We start from the raw sequence: 14,163 nt of genomic DNA, 5'->3' as shown, positions 1-14,163 counted from the left end.
TGTTAAGATTTGTTAAATACGACATGTTTTAAGCGACGATGACGTATTTTTAATGGCATATGATAGCTTAGGCTGGATAGGCCTGATATTTGTGTGTTTAAGTTTAAATGAAAAGATTAATTGGCATATTATTTTTACTGATATCTGCGTCGGCCTTTTCGCAAACTAAGGAAAAGCCGCTCGTGCAATTTAGCGGGATAGTATATAATGCCGATAGCAGCAAGGTAATTGTACCGTATGTTACCATTACCAATTTAACTAACCACAATAGCGTAGTAATTAGTAATTATAACGGCTACTTTTCATTTGTAGCGCACGAGCAGGATTCATTGCAATTTACGGCTGTTGGCTATGCGCCTGAAAGTGTTGTTATACCTGATAATGTAAAAGATAAAAGCTACACTGTAAAGGTGATGATAAAGCCGCAGATAACTAATTTGCCAATGGTGCGTATTTTTCCATGGGCTACTACTGATGAATTCAGAAAAGATTTTGTTAATGCGAAAATAGCTGATGACGATCTGGAAGTTGCCCGTAAAAATGTTAGTCGCGCATCTATAGTTGCAATGACCAATTCATTGCCGAGAGATGGCCAGGAAATACAAGCTGCTAATGCGCAAAGCATGCATACCGATATCGTGAATTCGCACTCACGTACTAACTCATTGCTTAATCCGCTTGCCTGGGGTAGCCTTATCAAATCTATTGCCGACGGAGGCAGTAAATAAAAAGTATCAAGATTTTTTGAATTAAAAGCCAGGGCAACCAGGCAACACAATAACACAAAAAAAGGCTTAGATCATTCCAAGCCTTTTTTATACTATCTATAAAGCCCTGATTATTCGCACCCGGACTATTGCTCCTTTACCTTCCCTTTTTGGCTGCCGGGAATTTCATTCGGTATTCTACATTTACAGCACCTTTTGAAATATCATTCAGCTTTTTTTCGATAAGGCGCTTACGCAGCGGACTAAGTTTATCGGTAAAAAGTTTCCCCTCAATGTGATCATATTCATGCTGTATGATGCGTGCGGCCATGCCTTTAAAGGTTTCTTCATGGTGTTTCCAGTTTTCATCATAATATGACATACGGATAGTTGAATGGCGGGTAACATCTTCCCTGATGTCCGGGATACTCAAACACCCTTCATTAAATGACCACTCTTCACCGCTTTCATCTAAAATACAGGCATTAATAAATGCTTTTTTAAAATCCTTCAGCTCGGGTTCTTCATCGTCGAACGGACTGGCATCAACAACAAACAAGCGCATTGACATACCTACCTGAGGGGCAGCCAGGCCTACTCCACGCGCACCATACATGGTTTCAAACATGTTTTCAACCAGTTCTTTGATATGCGGATACTCGTCTGGCTCAATCGCTGTGGCTTTTTTGCGTAAAACCGGGTCGCCGTAAGCTACAATAGGATATTTCATAAATACAAAGGTAAAGGTTTATTTATTTAGGCTCAAATAATAAGGTTATCATACGGTCATTATCAAAATTTTCATTGCTTATCTTTAATATGTCATCCGCCGTAACAACATTTATTTTATCAAAGATGTCTTCAAGGGTATCAATGTGATTAAAGTCCATCAAACTTTTGGCCATGGATATGATAAGGCTCATACGGCTTTCTTCGGCAAGGGCAATCTGGCCGTTAAACTTATCTTTTGCCTGCTTTAATTGAATTTCTCCAAGCTTATTATCGCGAAGTTTTTTAAGCTCCTTATGCACCAACCTGAGCGCCTTATCCGCCTTGCCGGCATCGGTGCCAAAGTAAATAGAGAAAATGCCCGTATCAGTAAGCGAGGTATAGTTAGATTCAATGGTGTATGCTATGCCATGCTTTTCGCGAATTTCCAGGTTTAGGCGATTACTCATGCCCATTCCGCCCAGAATATTGTTGAGCAATAATAAGCCATATTTATGTTGATGTGCCGATGGATAGGCCCGGCCGCCTACAATACAATGCGTTTGCGCAATAGGCTTTTGTATACTGTAAATGCCTGCTGTTACAGCAGCAGGCTGCTGCCTGTTTTTTACTGATGAGTTTTCCGGCACACTTCCAAAATACTTATCGGCAAGTTTAACAAGCTTTTTAAAGTCATAGTTGCCATAAACGGCAAATACCATTTGGTGGGTGTTGTTATTTGCCAATGTAAATTGATGTATATCTTGCTGTGTAATGCCTGCAACACTATCTGCAGTACCTAAAATATTATTACCAATAGGATGCCCTTTAAACAAATATTCTTCAAAATCATCCTGTATGGCTTCCTCGGGCTGGTCCTGGTATGAGGCTATTTCATCCAGAATTACACCGCGTTCTTTTTCCATCTCATCATCAGGGAAAGTGGAATGGAATAAAATATCTTCAAACAGATCAATGGCGCGCTCCAGATGTTGGTTTAGCAACGAGGCGTGTATACAGGTGTATTCTTTGGTCGTGTAGGCATTCAAGTCAGCTCCTACCAGTTCAAGCCGGTTAAGTATCTGGTTCGTGCTGCGGCGCTCTGTCTCTTTAAACAGCATATGCTCTATAAAATGAGCCAGCCCTTCTTTGCCCGGAAGCTCATCCCGCGAGCCTGCATTAAACACAAAACAGCAATGTGTAATAGGTGATGGCGAGTATTTAAAGAGTATTTTGATACCGTTTGATAAGGTATGTATCTGATGGTCTGTCATAAAAGGTTCAAAGATAGCGTATAAACAAGCAAATTGTTTGGGTTTGCGTATGTTTACATTATGAAATTACAAATAGCCGACCTTGAGTTTGAACCGCTTTTTTCGCACGAGGCCATACAACAGCGTATTGCCGAAGTCGCGCAGAATATCAATAATGATTTTGAGGATCGCCAACCGGTATTGGTTGGGGTGCTTAATGGTAGCTTTTTGTTTATTGCGGACCTTGTGCGCGAAATTGTGGTTCCGTGTGAGGTGACATTTGTAAAACTGGCATCTTACTTTGGCGGCACCTCAAGCACCCGCCAAATACGCGAAGATTTTGACCTGACCATTGATATCAAAGGCCGGGATATCATCCTGGTAGAAGACATCATTGACACCGGTAACACGATAAAATTCTTAATAGAAAAATTACAGGTGCGGCAGCCCAAGTCTATAACCGTTTGCAGCCTGCTGCTTAAACCCGATTCTATTGAGCATAGCATAGAAGAACTGCGTTATGTAGCCTTCCAGATTCCCAACAAGTTTGTTGTAGGTTATGGCCTGGATTACCGCGAGCTGGGAAGGAATTTGCGGGGGATATATCAAAAGGTGGGGTAGAGTATTGGCATCGTTATGATTATAAATTTCTTATAATTACGTTTGGAATGCCTGAGATATTGATTGATAAGATTTGGTTATATAGAGTTGTACATATTGAGAATGTTGCTCATATATTAGGTAATGGGTTAACTACGAAATCTCACGAGAAAGCGGATCCTAATTACATGAACATTGGCGATAGTAAATTGGTAAAACAACGCAGTGATTATCCTGTAGGAGTTATTCCCCCCGGAGGCGTGTTGGGTGATTACGTGCCTTTTTATTTAGGACCTCTATCTCCTATGTTGTTAAATATTAAAACAGGGCATAGAGGAATAACAAAAAGGCCACAAACGGAAATTGTTTACCTTTGTTGTAATTTACAATTTGTAATTCATCATTGTAATGAATGGTGTTTTACAGATGGGCATGCAAAAGATGCACTTACGTCATTTTATAACGATTTGAATTTTTTAGATCAGATAGATTGGAATTTGGTCAAAGAGAGATACTGGAAGAATACGGAAGAGTATACAGACAAGATGAGGAGAAAACAAGCTGAATTTTTAGTTAAACACGAGGTCCCTACTTCTTGTATAAGCCACATCATAGTGTATGATGCAGAAGCAAGCACTTCGATTCAAAAGTTGATAGATGAATTAAACTTGAATATAAAAGTTTGGATTAACCCCAAGGGTCGGTTTTATTACTAATGAAATATATTAAAGGAAACTTATTGGATGCGCCGACAGAGGCTTTAGTAAATACCGTAAATACAGTAGGTGTTATGGGTAAAGGCATAGCCCTTCAATTTAAATTGTTATATCCGCACAACTTTGACGTATATTCTTTAGCATGCAAGAATAAATTACTTGTTCCGGGAAAGGTATTAGTTGTTAAAGATCGAACTAAGGAAGGTGAGAAAACAATTATAAATTTTCCTACTAAAACAGATTGGTTCAGGAAATCAAGTTATGAGTACATTGAGTCTGGGTTGAAAGATTTAGTTAGAGTTATTAGAGACAGTAAAATAAAAAGCATAGCTATCCCTCCATTGGGTTGCGGTAATGGAGGACTTAATTGGGGGCGCGTTAAGAGCTTAATCGAAAAATATTTATCAGAAGTGGCTGATGTTGAAGTATTAATTTATTTACCTAATGATAATGTTAAGCAACTTTTAAAGAATGAAACTGCTAAAAACAATGTTAATTTAACTGCATCGCGTGCGATTTTGTTGTACAGTATGTTTTATTACGAGTCTTTAGGTGAATCGAGCAGTCTTTTTATAGCTAATAAATTAACTTATTTTCTTCAAAGATTGGGGGAAAAGAGTTTTCAAAAATTGAAATTTGAAGCCCATTTTTATGGTCCATATAGTGTTCAGGTTGAACATATGTTGCAAAACATGAACGGTAAGTATATAAAGGGTTTAGAGCAAATGCAGGTAACCGCCTTTGAACCTTTAGAATTACAATACAACACGGTTGATGAGATAAGTAATTATGTTAAGAATGAGCTATCTATCGAGCAACAGGAAATAGTAAAGCAACTTATTAAATTAATTGATGGTTACCAGTCTGCGCTATCTTTGGAAGTTCTTGCCTCTATAGACTTCATAAAGAAGCAACATCCAGGGATAAAGAAAGAAGAAGCAATAAATAAAATTTATCAATGGTCAGACCGGAAAAGGAAACTTTTCCAACCCAAGTTTATTGACATAGCATGGGAGCATTTAAGTAACTATAGCCAACAATTTAACTTTTCATTATAAGATTTTCTACGCCCAAATTACCCGCATTTCATTCAACAGTTCCAGCGCTTCATTGATGTTTGGTACACGGTCTATGCTTAAACGCAGGCTGTTCTTTACTTCTTTAAGATTGGTGCGGCGCGGGTTGCGCTGCACAAAGTTCAGCACTTCCCTGAACTCATCTGTCTCGAAATAGGACGATTGCTGGTTGGCTACAAAGTAACCGCGTAACACATTATTTTTCAGCGAAAGCTTTTCAAATCCGATTGCCTTGCCCAGCCATTGCAGGCGGATAGAGTTAAACAGATCATGTACCTGCGGTGGTATAGGGCCAAACCTGTCCTGCAGTTGCTGCTGAAAAGCCTGCAGCTCGGTTTCATTTTCCAGCTTGCTTAGCTCTGTATACAAGTTATAGCGCTCGCCAATGTTGGTCACATACTCGTCGGGGATCAGTATTTCCTGATCGGTGTCAATCTGGGTAAAGCTGATGTAAGGCTTTGGTTTTTCTTCAGGAAATACACCTTTAAACTCATCTTCTTTTAGTTCCTGAATGGCCTCGTCCAGTATCTTATGATACATTTCAAAACCAATTTCGGCAATAAAGCCGCTTTGTTCTGCCCCAAGCAAGTTACCGCTACCGCGGATGTCCAGATCGCGCATCGCTACATTAAACCCGCTGCCCAGGTCGCTGAACTCCTCTATGGCACTTAAGCGTTTGCGCGCCTCGTTCGTCAGGGTGCTCAGAGGCGGACTAAGCAGATAGCAAAATGCTTTTTTATTGCTTCGCCCTACACGGCCGCGCATCTGGTGCAGATCGCTCAGGCCAAACATGTGGGCGTGGTTAATAATAATGGTATTGGCGTTCGGTATGTCCAGCCCGGCTTCAATAATGGTTGTGGCTACCAGTACATCGTATTCGTGATTGACAAACTTCAGCATCACATCCTCCAGCGCGTCTCCCTCTAACTGCCCGTGAGCAATGCCGACACGCGCCTTAGGCACCAGCTTATGTATAAGTGCACCCAATTGTGGCAGGTCGGTCACCCGGTTATGGATAAAGAATACCTGTCCATCCCGCTCAAGTTCAAACTGTACCGCATCTTTAATCAGCGTATCGTTAAAAACATGCAGTTCGGTAACAACCGGCTGCCGGTTTGGCGGCGGGGTAGATATAATTGAAAGATCGCGGGCGCCCATTAGCGAGAAATGCAGGGTACGCGGTATTGGCGTTGCAGTAAGCGTAAGGGTATCCACGTTAGCACGCATTTGCTTGAGCTTTTCTTTGACGGTTACACCAAACTTCTGCTCCTCGTCAATGATCATCAACCCAAGGTCTTTAAACTTTACATCCTTGCTTACCAGGCGGTGCGTACCTATTATAATATCTACCTTGCCTTCCTTTAGGTTAGCTAAAGTGTCTTTAATCTGCTTGGTGGTTTTAAAGCGGTTAATGTAATCAATATTAACCGGGAAACCCCTAAGCCTGTCGCTGAATGTTTTGTAATGTTGTGCGGCCAAAATGGTTGTTGGCACCAGTATGGCCACCTGTTTGCTATCGGCCACGGCTTTAAATGCCGCACGCACTGCAACCTCAGTTTTACCAAAGCCTACGTCGCCGCAAATAAGGCGGTCCATAGGGTGCGGCGACTCCATATCTTTTTTAAAGTCGGCAGTAGCCTTTTCCTGGTCCGGAGTGTCCTCATATAAAAAAGAGGCCTCCAGCTCGGTTTGCAGGTAACTGTCCGGCGAAAACGCATTACCTGTTTGTGCTTTTCTTATGGCGTAAAGCTTTATCAGGTCTCGGGCTATATCCTTAACTTTTTTTTTTGTTGTTTTCTTAAGGCGTTCCCAGGTATCGGTACCCAGTTTGTTCATGCGGGGTTCGGTACCGTCCTTACCGCTATACTTACTGATGCGGTTAAGCGAGTTAATGTTTACGTAAAGCAGGTCGTTATCGGCATAAACAAGGCGTATCATTTCCTGTATCTTGCCGTTAACTTCCACTTTCTCCAGGCCTGCATATTTGCCAATGCCATGGTCTATGTGGGTGATAAAGTCGCCAGGCTTTAGCTCTCTGAGTTCCTTTAAGGTTATAGCCTGAGAGCGCTGGTAGCCTTTTTTAAGTTTGTATTTATAATATCGGTCAAAAATCTGGTGGTCGGTATAACAAGCTAGCTTCTGTTCGCGGTCAATAAACCCTTCGCGGATGGAAATGCTTATAGGCGTAAATTTTACTGTTTTATCCAGGTCGTCCAATATAGCGTAAAGGCGCTCAACCTGTTTGGCCGAATCAGTAAGAATAAAGTTTTCAATTTTATCGGCTTCGTTATTCTTAAAATTATGTATCAGCAGTGTAAAATCCTTGTTAAAGGATGGCTGCGGCCGCATATCAAAATTAATAACGGATGCATCCTTATAAAAAAACTGCTTGCCAAATTCCACTAAAGCAAAATCATGCAATTGATCGGCAATTAATTTTTCGTCGGTAAATGCAAACTTCGGGTCTATCCACTCAGGGTTTTGGTTTTTTTCATCGGCAGACAGCGCTTTCCATAATGCCGTTGCTTTTTTATACCCGCTTTGTATAATGTCTAAGGTGAACTGTACATCTTTTATCCATACCTGGGTATCAGGCTCAACATACTCCAATAATGAGATGTTGTTTTCGGTTAAAAACTTTGATTGTACGTTAGGCACAATAGTAATATTCTTTACCTGCTCTACCGATAGCTGGCTTTCAATTTCAAACGTTCGGATGGATTCTATGATGTCGCCAAAAAATTCCACCCTGTAAGGTAATTCGTGAGAAAAAGAAAAAATATCTACTATACCACCCCGGATGGAAAACTGGCCAGGTTCGTAAACAAAATCAACCCGCTCAAAATCGTATTCTATTAAAAACTCGTTGATAAAATCGATGCCGAGTTTGTTGTTTACTGCAATTTCAAGTGTGTTTTTTTCAAGCGCTGTTCTGTCGATAACTTTTTCTGCAAGCGCTTCTGGGTAAGTAACAATAAGCTGCCCATATTCTGTAGAGTGGTTCAGCTCGTTCAGCACTTCGGCGCGTGCTAATACATTGGCGCTGTCTGGCTGTGTAAATTCAAACGGCTTACGGTAGGATGATGGGAAAAGCAAAACATCCTTACCTGTAAGGTTTTCCAGATCGGCCTGAAAATAAGCGGCTTCTTCACGCTCGGGCAAAACAAACACCATGTGCTTGTGATGCAAAAAATACAATGCGGTAGCCATGGCCGCATCTCCCGACCCGACTAAACCATGCAGCTGTACCCTTGGATTTTTAGCAGTATTTAAGGCTTGCGCCAATGCTTTTATCCGTTCATCAGCCTTGTATCGCTCTAATATATCGCGGATATTCAAAACGGTGCAAATATATAGTAAATGCGCCTTTTTAAGGCGCTGCTTTTATTAATCATAAATAATAGCAAACAATTTGCGCTTATGTTTACTTTTTAATGATATTTTGAAATACATATTTACCAAACTTTATACAACATGAAGAACTCTGTTATTTTTGGATTGATAATCGGCGTTTTAAGCGGTTTGTGGCTTTTTATAATGCACTGGACCGGCAACGATATTACTACCGCCCGGGTATCGCCTTACGAATATATATCGATAATAATCCCTTTGATCGGGTTGTTTTTTGGTGTCAAAAATTTTCGTGATGGTGAGCTTAAAGGGCAGATGGGTTTTTTAGAAGCGCTGGTGCAAAGCTTTAAAATTTTATTGTTTGGCGGTATTGTAGCCGGGTTTGCGGGTGTGGTATATATTAACTATGTCGACTCGGTAAACAATTTTCAATCTTTTAGCGGCCGGTTATTTGGCGCCCTGCTTGTTGGTGTAATTGAAGCGTTTGCAGTATCTTTACTGCTAACCACCAGGAGCAATAAAGTTGATTAAAAATTGGGTTAACCGGTATTTTGAACTGATATTTTGGATTGTGGCTTTAACCTGCCTGGCGTTTACCAACCCGGCAGGAGAAAGCCATTTTAGTTTATGCCCGCTAAAAGCACTTGGTATAAGTTGGTGCCCCGGCTGCGGCCTGGGCCATGCAATAGCTTACCTGTTCCATGGTAATGTTAAAGATTCTCTTCAGGCCCACTGGCTGGGCATCCCAGTGCTGCTGATCTTATTGTATCGTATATATACATTAGCTTTTAAAAGAAGCATATACCGGTCATATTAAATCGGTAAAAAAACAATATCATTTTCGCCGAACATTTTACTCTACTCACCGAGGGTTTGTTACATATTGCCTATATCCATTAGGTGTATTTTTAGTTGTACACTACCTTTATATCATCAATCACAACATAAACTATAAAACGATGAACACTTACAATCCATACATGTCTTTACCCGGTATAACAACCGAGGAGATGACCTTTTTGCATCAGGCTACCGCCGAGCTTACCGACACCCAAAAACAAAGCTTTTACATGGTGTACTCTGGTAAAAGAAAAAGTCCGCAGGATATTTTGATATTTACTTTGCTGGGTTTCATTGGCATCGCTGGAGTACAGCGTATACTGGTAGGGCAAATAGTAATGGGTATACTTTACTTTTTTACCGCGGGCTTTTGTTTCATTGGTACTATTGTCGACCTGATCAACCACCAATCGCTGGCTAATGAGTATAACCAGAAGATGGCCTTTGAAAGCTTTCACATAGCTAAAATGGGCGTCTGAGTAAATAAGCTATATATCAATCCATAACCTTAATATTTAACCACATGAAAACTTTAAAACAATCATCTACCAGCAAATTGGTGTCAAACTTTGATAAGGAATTAAGACGTATTTTACTGGGCGACTTGAATAAAATCAGGGTAAGAGCCGCTAAGCGCGCATAAGATATTTACCTGAACCTTTTATAAAAGATCAATACGGTTGTAAGAGTTGGATGCCCGGTAATGCCGAAGCCTTATCCAAAGAAAATATTATCAACCGCTTTGATCTTTTGTGCTTTAATGAATTATCATATCTGCTTAAAACGAAGAAGAATCGAACGGCTCGGCAGGTAGCCCTGCAGCATTTTGTAAATTAGTTACCGGGAAGTTAGTAAACGCATAGCGTACTTCGACAACAGGCAAGCTCAAATCCGCCGGAACCGTAATATCAATATGATCACCATTTATTACGGCTGTCCCTGTATGTAAAATTTTATCAGCGCCTGCTACAAAAAAATACTGTTTAAGGGCTGTTCCATCTTTAGTACTTAGCCCCTGTGCGGTTCCCTGTACATAATGTATGGTTACAATATTGCCCAATTGTGAAAAGGATTGATACTTAGGGCCGACGCTGGCAACTTTGCGGCCATAAGCATTTTTTAAAGCTAACAGCGCCAATCTTTCACCCACCTGTTTTTTGTACTTGGGATGATGGTTATCCACCTCCCCGGCATCCATGGTAACAGCCATGCCGCTATTGCTTACGCCATTGCGTATTGCCGCCTGAGCCTCGCGGAATTTCGCAAGCCAGTCGGTTTGCTCATTACCATTTTTGTCATCATCAAACGGGGTAAGCTGCACATAGTAAAACGGCAGATCGCCTTGCTTAAATACTTCACGCCAGCCATTTATCAGCGCTATGTTTAACTTAGTATAAGTGGATGGCGGGCTTGTTTTTTGGTTATTTTCCCCCTGATACCAGATAAAGCCACTAATCCCAAGCTTAACAAACGGGTTGATCATGCCGTTAAAAAGCTGCGAACTTTGATGTGCCCCATAATATTGTCCGGCCAAGAACGGGTCGTTTTGTATGGCCGCGCTGTTGGCCCATGTTTCCGCCCAGCTACCATTAACAGCCGACACGATAATGCCGATGGGCACCTGTTCGGATTGCTGAACGCGGCGCGCAAAATAGTAAGCAACGGCGCTTAACCCGGCTGCATTATCAGGGCTGCAAACCTGCCATTGGGCTGGTGTAGCTAATTGTTCGATAGGGCTTGCACTGTAGCTTTCTTTTACCGTTAAAAAGCGGATAAGCTGTTGATTAGCGTTGGCTATTTCAGTTTCATAATTTTCTACGCCTGTAAAAGGAGCAATGTTGCCTAATGGCATGTTCATGTTTGATTGCCCGGCACATATCCATACATCGCCAATAAGGATGTTGTTTAACTCAATGGGCTTCTCCCCGTTAGTACTTATTGTAATTTTTTGTGGCGCTGCATTAGCGGCTGCCGATGGTAAAGTAAGCTGCCAGTAGCCGCTTGCATCGGTTTTGGAAACAGCCTGTTGAGACCAGCTGGCATTTACAGTTACTGTTTGCCCCGGCTTTGCACTTCCCCAGACAACGAATGGTTTATTGCGCTGAACAACCATATTACTTTGCAGGGTATTGGCAACATAAAAACCATCCTCAGGAGGGGTAACCGGTTTGGTATCGTCGGGAGGGGTAACGTCTTTTTTGCTACATCCTGTAATTACAGCAGCAAAAAGAGCCAGCATCAATAGTTTAGATTTCACGGTATGAATATAATAATTCTGCCGTTTATAGTTGCGGAATAGGCTCGCTGAGCATGGCCTCACCCGAATTATTATAGTAAGTACACAGCATTGTTTGCGTATCAACCACCCAGCATTCTACACCGCAGGCAGCAGCCTGGCTGCAAAAAGTTAAAAAATCTGAATGCCCTTGTTGGTGCATGCTGATATTATAATAGAGCACTTCGGCATTACATTGTCCATAGATTGTTTTAAGCGCATATTTAGGGGGCGAGCTTATTTCATAGCCGTTTACACCAGTGTAAACAGTGCAGCCATCGGCAACTTTAAACGTATAATGTAAAAGGCCTAAGCTTTTAATTTCCTGAACGTATTTCGGGAAATCGGCACCGGTTTTTACTTTACCGTGTGCGGTTTGCATTTGCTGTAACGTGAACATAGTTTATGAAATTATGCAACAAATTTATTAGGACTACACCGCCCCTGATTGTAAAAAACCGTTTATTTTATCGGCTCTCTTTATGCATAGACTTTAAATATTCCCCGGGTGTTACAGATGTAAAGCGCTTAAAATTTTTTATGAAGTGTGCCTGGTCATAAAATCCTGACAGAAATTTAAATATCCCAAACCGGCAGTTATGTTAATATGATAAAAAGTTGTGGGTAATTATAGTTGTTGATACCTTGTCGGCGCATCATCAAATAGCTTATGATAACTACCACTATAAACGCTTCAAAAACGCTGCTTAAACACCTCGAATGTCCTGAATGCGGTGCCCTGTATGACCCGTCATCATTGATTTCAGTTTGCACAAACCCTGCCTGCCAAAGCACCCTTTTTGCCCGGTACGATATTGCAGGCAATACTTTAAACAAAGAGATGCTCGCAGGCCGCGAAGCAAATATGTGGCGCTACCGCGAGATGTTGCCTGTTATAGATAATTTAAATATTGTAAGTATGGGTGAGGGCTTTACACCGGTTATTCCGGTTGAAAATTTAAAGCAGGCTACTGGCGATAACCGGGTCTTCATCAAAAATGAGTCAGGCAATCCAACAGGATCATTTAAAGCCCGCGGCATAAGTATGGCGGTGTCAAAGGCAAAGGAACTGGGTATTAAAACCGTTGCCATACCAACAGCCGGTAACGCGGGCGGTGCAATGTCTGCCTATGCGGCACGAGCAGGGATGGGGGCGGTTGTTTACATGCCAAAACTTACCCCCCGGTTATTTAAAGATGAATGCCGTGTTTATGGTGCCGAAGTGGTTGAGGTTGACGGTAACATAAGCGATTGTGCTAAGCTGGTGCATGAACAGGCAGCACAAAAAAACTGGTTCCCGATATCTACCCTGCGAGAACCATACCGGGTGGAGGGTAAGAAAACCATGGGCTATGAAATTGCGGAGCAGTTTAACTGGCAATTGCCCGATGTTATATTTTTTCCTACAGGCGGCGGTACAGGCCTTATTGGTATTTGTAAGGCGTTTGACGAAATGGAGCAATTGGGATGGATAGGCAGCAAGCGCCCTCGTATGGTTGCAGTACAATCAGCAAGCTGTTGCGGCCTGGTAAAAGCGTTCAATAACGGTAGCGCTAATGCCGAGTTTATAGATGGCGGCTACACGATTGCAAACGGACTGAGGGTGCCTAAATCATACGCGGATAAGCAACTGTTAAAAGCTATAAGAAACAGCAACGGCACGGCCCTGGCTATAAACGATGCGGAAATGCTGGCCGGTTTAAAAGAGTTAGCCCGCAATGAAGGCTTGTTTGTATCTCCGGAAGGTGCCGCGTTATGGCAGGCTTTTAAAAAACTTAAAAGCGAGCGATGGATAAAAGATGGAGAAACGGTTGTGTTAATTAATACAGGCAGCGGCTATAAGTATCTGGAGAACATCAACGCAGATTTATAACTGCGAATAATTTAAGAGTCTTATAATCACCACTGTTTTGTCGTGTTTGGCCCGCTTTTGCTGTAGGTGCTTACAGTAACTTTGTTACAATTATAATTAAAGTTAAACACCATGTTAGCAAACTCAAAAACATTTAGCAGCTTTTCGGTTGATAATACTGAGAAGGCGCAGCAATTTTATCAAGAAACACTCGGCTTGCAGGTAACCCGAAATGAGGATATGGGCGGAAATTTAACCTTGCACATCAATGGTAGCGAGGTTATCATATACCCTAAACCCAATCATGAGCCGGCCACCTTTACAGTTTTAAATTTTATAGTGCCCGATGTAGTGGCTGCAGTAAAAGACCTTAAAAGCAGGGGTGTACGGTTTGAAAGTTACGATAGCGAATATCTTAAAACCGATGCCGATAATATAGCCCGTGGCAACGGAGGCCCCGATATTGCATGGTTTACAGATCCGGCAGGGAATATTTTATCTGTTCTGCGGGAAGCCTCCCGATAATGTTTTGTACCGATTGATGTAATTGAAAACCATTGTGCATGAACCAATGTTTATAAGTAAGCCAAAACTTATAATTATGGATAACACACAATATATAGGCAGCCCGGACCGGGACAGAATAAACATACATGAACAGTACGAATTAAGGTACTGGAGCGATAAATTTGGAATTAGTCGCCAGGAGTTAAAAGACGCTGTAGAGGAAGTAGGCACACAGGTTAATGATGTTGAAGAATACCTTAACAAACACAAATAATCTG

At 41.6% G+C, this 14,163-nt stretch carries 15 protein-coding genes; 10 read left to right on the top strand and 5 right to left on the bottom strand.

All coding sequences use genetic code 11. From position 1 onward, the window contains the following. Positions 1–107: 107 nt before the first annotated feature. The gene (locus ACFQZX_RS16630; RefSeq protein WP_377117476.1) at positions 108–728 is read left to right on the top strand and encodes a hypothetical protein; all 621 of its coding nucleotides are present in this window, start codon (positions 108–110) and stop codon (positions 726–728) included. A 136-nt stretch (positions 729–864) separates the two neighbouring features. Here ACFQZX_RS16630 and def read toward each other — a convergent pair whose 3' ends face one another. Then, a complete protein-coding gene (gene def / locus ACFQZX_RS16625) occupies positions 865–1,437 on the bottom strand; it encodes a peptide deformylase (protein ID WP_377117474.1) in 573 nt (190 codons plus the stop codon). Between the two features lie 22 nt (positions 1,438–1,459). Beyond that, complete coding sequence (locus tag ACFQZX_RS16620) at positions 1,460–2,689, bottom strand: M16 family metallopeptidase (protein WP_377117472.1); 1,230 nt, start codon at positions 2,687–2,689, stop codon at positions 1,460–1,462. 60 nt (positions 2,690–2,749) lie between these two features. On the opposite strand from ACFQZX_RS16620, the gene hpt reads away from it, so the two are divergent. Genes hpt through darG form a run of 3 tightly spaced genes read left to right on the top strand, consistent with a single transcriptional unit; the run spans position 2,750 to position 5,042 of the window. Next, a complete protein-coding gene (gene hpt / locus ACFQZX_RS16615) occupies positions 2,750–3,289 on the top strand; it encodes a hypoxanthine phosphoribosyltransferase (RefSeq protein ID WP_377117470.1) in 540 nt (179 codons plus the stop codon). Between the two features lie 47 nt (positions 3,290–3,336). Then, positions 3,337–3,984 carry a type II toxin-antitoxin system toxin DNA ADP-ribosyl transferase DarT gene (gene darT, locus ACFQZX_RS16610; protein ID WP_377117468.1) on the top strand — a complete coding sequence of 216 codons (648 nt, stop codon included), beginning with the start codon at positions 3,337–3,339 and terminating at the stop codon, positions 3,982–3,984. Beyond that, a complete protein-coding gene (gene darG, locus ACFQZX_RS16605) occupies positions 3,984–5,042 on the top strand; it encodes a type II toxin-antitoxin system antitoxin DNA ADP-ribosyl glycohydrolase DarG (RefSeq protein WP_377117466.1) in 1,059 nt (352 codons plus the stop codon). The genes darT and darG overlap by 1 nt, the downstream gene beginning before the upstream one ends. A gap of 6 nt (positions 5,043–5,048) precedes the next feature. On the opposite strand, the gene mfd is transcribed toward darG, so the two are convergent. Further along, the gene (gene mfd / locus ACFQZX_RS16600) at positions 5,049–8,399 is read right to left on the bottom strand and encodes a transcription-repair coupling factor (RefSeq protein WP_377117464.1); all 3,351 of its coding nucleotides are present in this window, start codon (positions 8,397–8,399) and stop codon (positions 5,049–5,051) included. Between the two features lie 135 nt (positions 8,400–8,534). Here mfd and ACFQZX_RS16595 point away from each other — a divergent pair, with 135 nt between their 5' ends. From ACFQZX_RS16595 to ACFQZX_RS16585, 3 genes are all read left to right on the top strand, one after another. Then, entirely contained in the window at positions 8,535–8,942 is a 408-nt protein-coding gene (locus ACFQZX_RS16595) for a DUF4199 domain-containing protein (protein WP_377117462.1), read from the top strand. Next, positions 8,935–9,228, top strand: coding sequence for a DUF2752 domain-containing protein (locus tag ACFQZX_RS16590; protein ID WP_377117460.1), 294 nt, complete (start codon positions 8,935–8,937; stop codon positions 9,226–9,228). The genes ACFQZX_RS16595 and ACFQZX_RS16590 overlap by 8 nt, the downstream gene beginning before the upstream one ends. 142 nt (positions 9,229–9,370) lie before the next feature. Further along, positions 9,371–9,730 carry a TM2 domain-containing protein gene (locus ACFQZX_RS16585; protein WP_377117458.1) on the top strand — a complete coding sequence of 120 codons (360 nt, stop codon included), beginning with the start codon at positions 9,371–9,373 and terminating at the stop codon, positions 9,728–9,730. A gap of 299 nt (positions 9,731–10,029) precedes the next feature. On the opposite strand, the gene ACFQZX_RS16580 is transcribed toward ACFQZX_RS16585, so the two are convergent. After that, the gene (locus ACFQZX_RS16580) at positions 10,030–11,508 is read right to left on the bottom strand and encodes a sialate O-acetylesterase (protein WP_377117456.1); all 1,479 of its coding nucleotides are present in this window, start codon (positions 11,506–11,508) and stop codon (positions 10,030–10,032) included. Between the two features lie 25 nt (positions 11,509–11,533). Further along, positions 11,534–11,926, bottom strand: a complete 393-nt coding sequence (locus tag ACFQZX_RS16575; RefSeq protein ID WP_377117454.1) for a DUF1398 domain-containing protein — start codon at positions 11,924–11,926, stop codon at positions 11,534–11,536. A 270-nt stretch (positions 11,927–12,196) separates the two neighbouring features. Here ACFQZX_RS16575 and ACFQZX_RS16570 point away from each other — a divergent pair, with 270 nt between their 5' ends. The 3 genes from ACFQZX_RS16570 (at position 12,197) to ACFQZX_RS16560 (ending at position 14,159) form a co-directional block, all read left to right on the top strand. Next, positions 12,197–13,399, top strand: coding sequence for a threonine synthase (locus ACFQZX_RS16570; RefSeq protein ID WP_377117452.1), 1,203 nt, complete (start codon positions 12,197–12,199; stop codon positions 13,397–13,399). A gap of 111 nt (positions 13,400–13,510) precedes the next feature. Continuing rightward, on the top strand, positions 13,511–13,903 hold the full coding sequence (locus tag ACFQZX_RS16565; RefSeq protein ID WP_377117450.1) for a VOC family protein: 393 nt from the start codon (positions 13,511–13,513) through the stop codon (positions 13,901–13,903). 76 nt (positions 13,904–13,979) lie between these two features. After that, the gene (locus ACFQZX_RS16560; RefSeq protein WP_377117448.1) at positions 13,980–14,159 is read left to right on the top strand and encodes a DUF3606 domain-containing protein; all 180 of its coding nucleotides are present in this window, start codon (positions 13,980–13,982) and stop codon (positions 14,157–14,159) included. The last annotated feature ends 4 nt before the right edge of the window (positions 14,160–14,163 follow it).

This window comes from Mucilaginibacter litoreus, assembly GCF_042676805.1.
Taxonomy (GTDB): Bacteria; Bacteroidota; Bacteroidia; order Sphingobacteriales; family Sphingobacteriaceae; genus Mucilaginibacter; species Mucilaginibacter litoreus.
The sequence above is the reverse complement of the archived record's forward strand: the minus strand, read 5'-3'. Positions and strand labels throughout refer to the sequence as shown.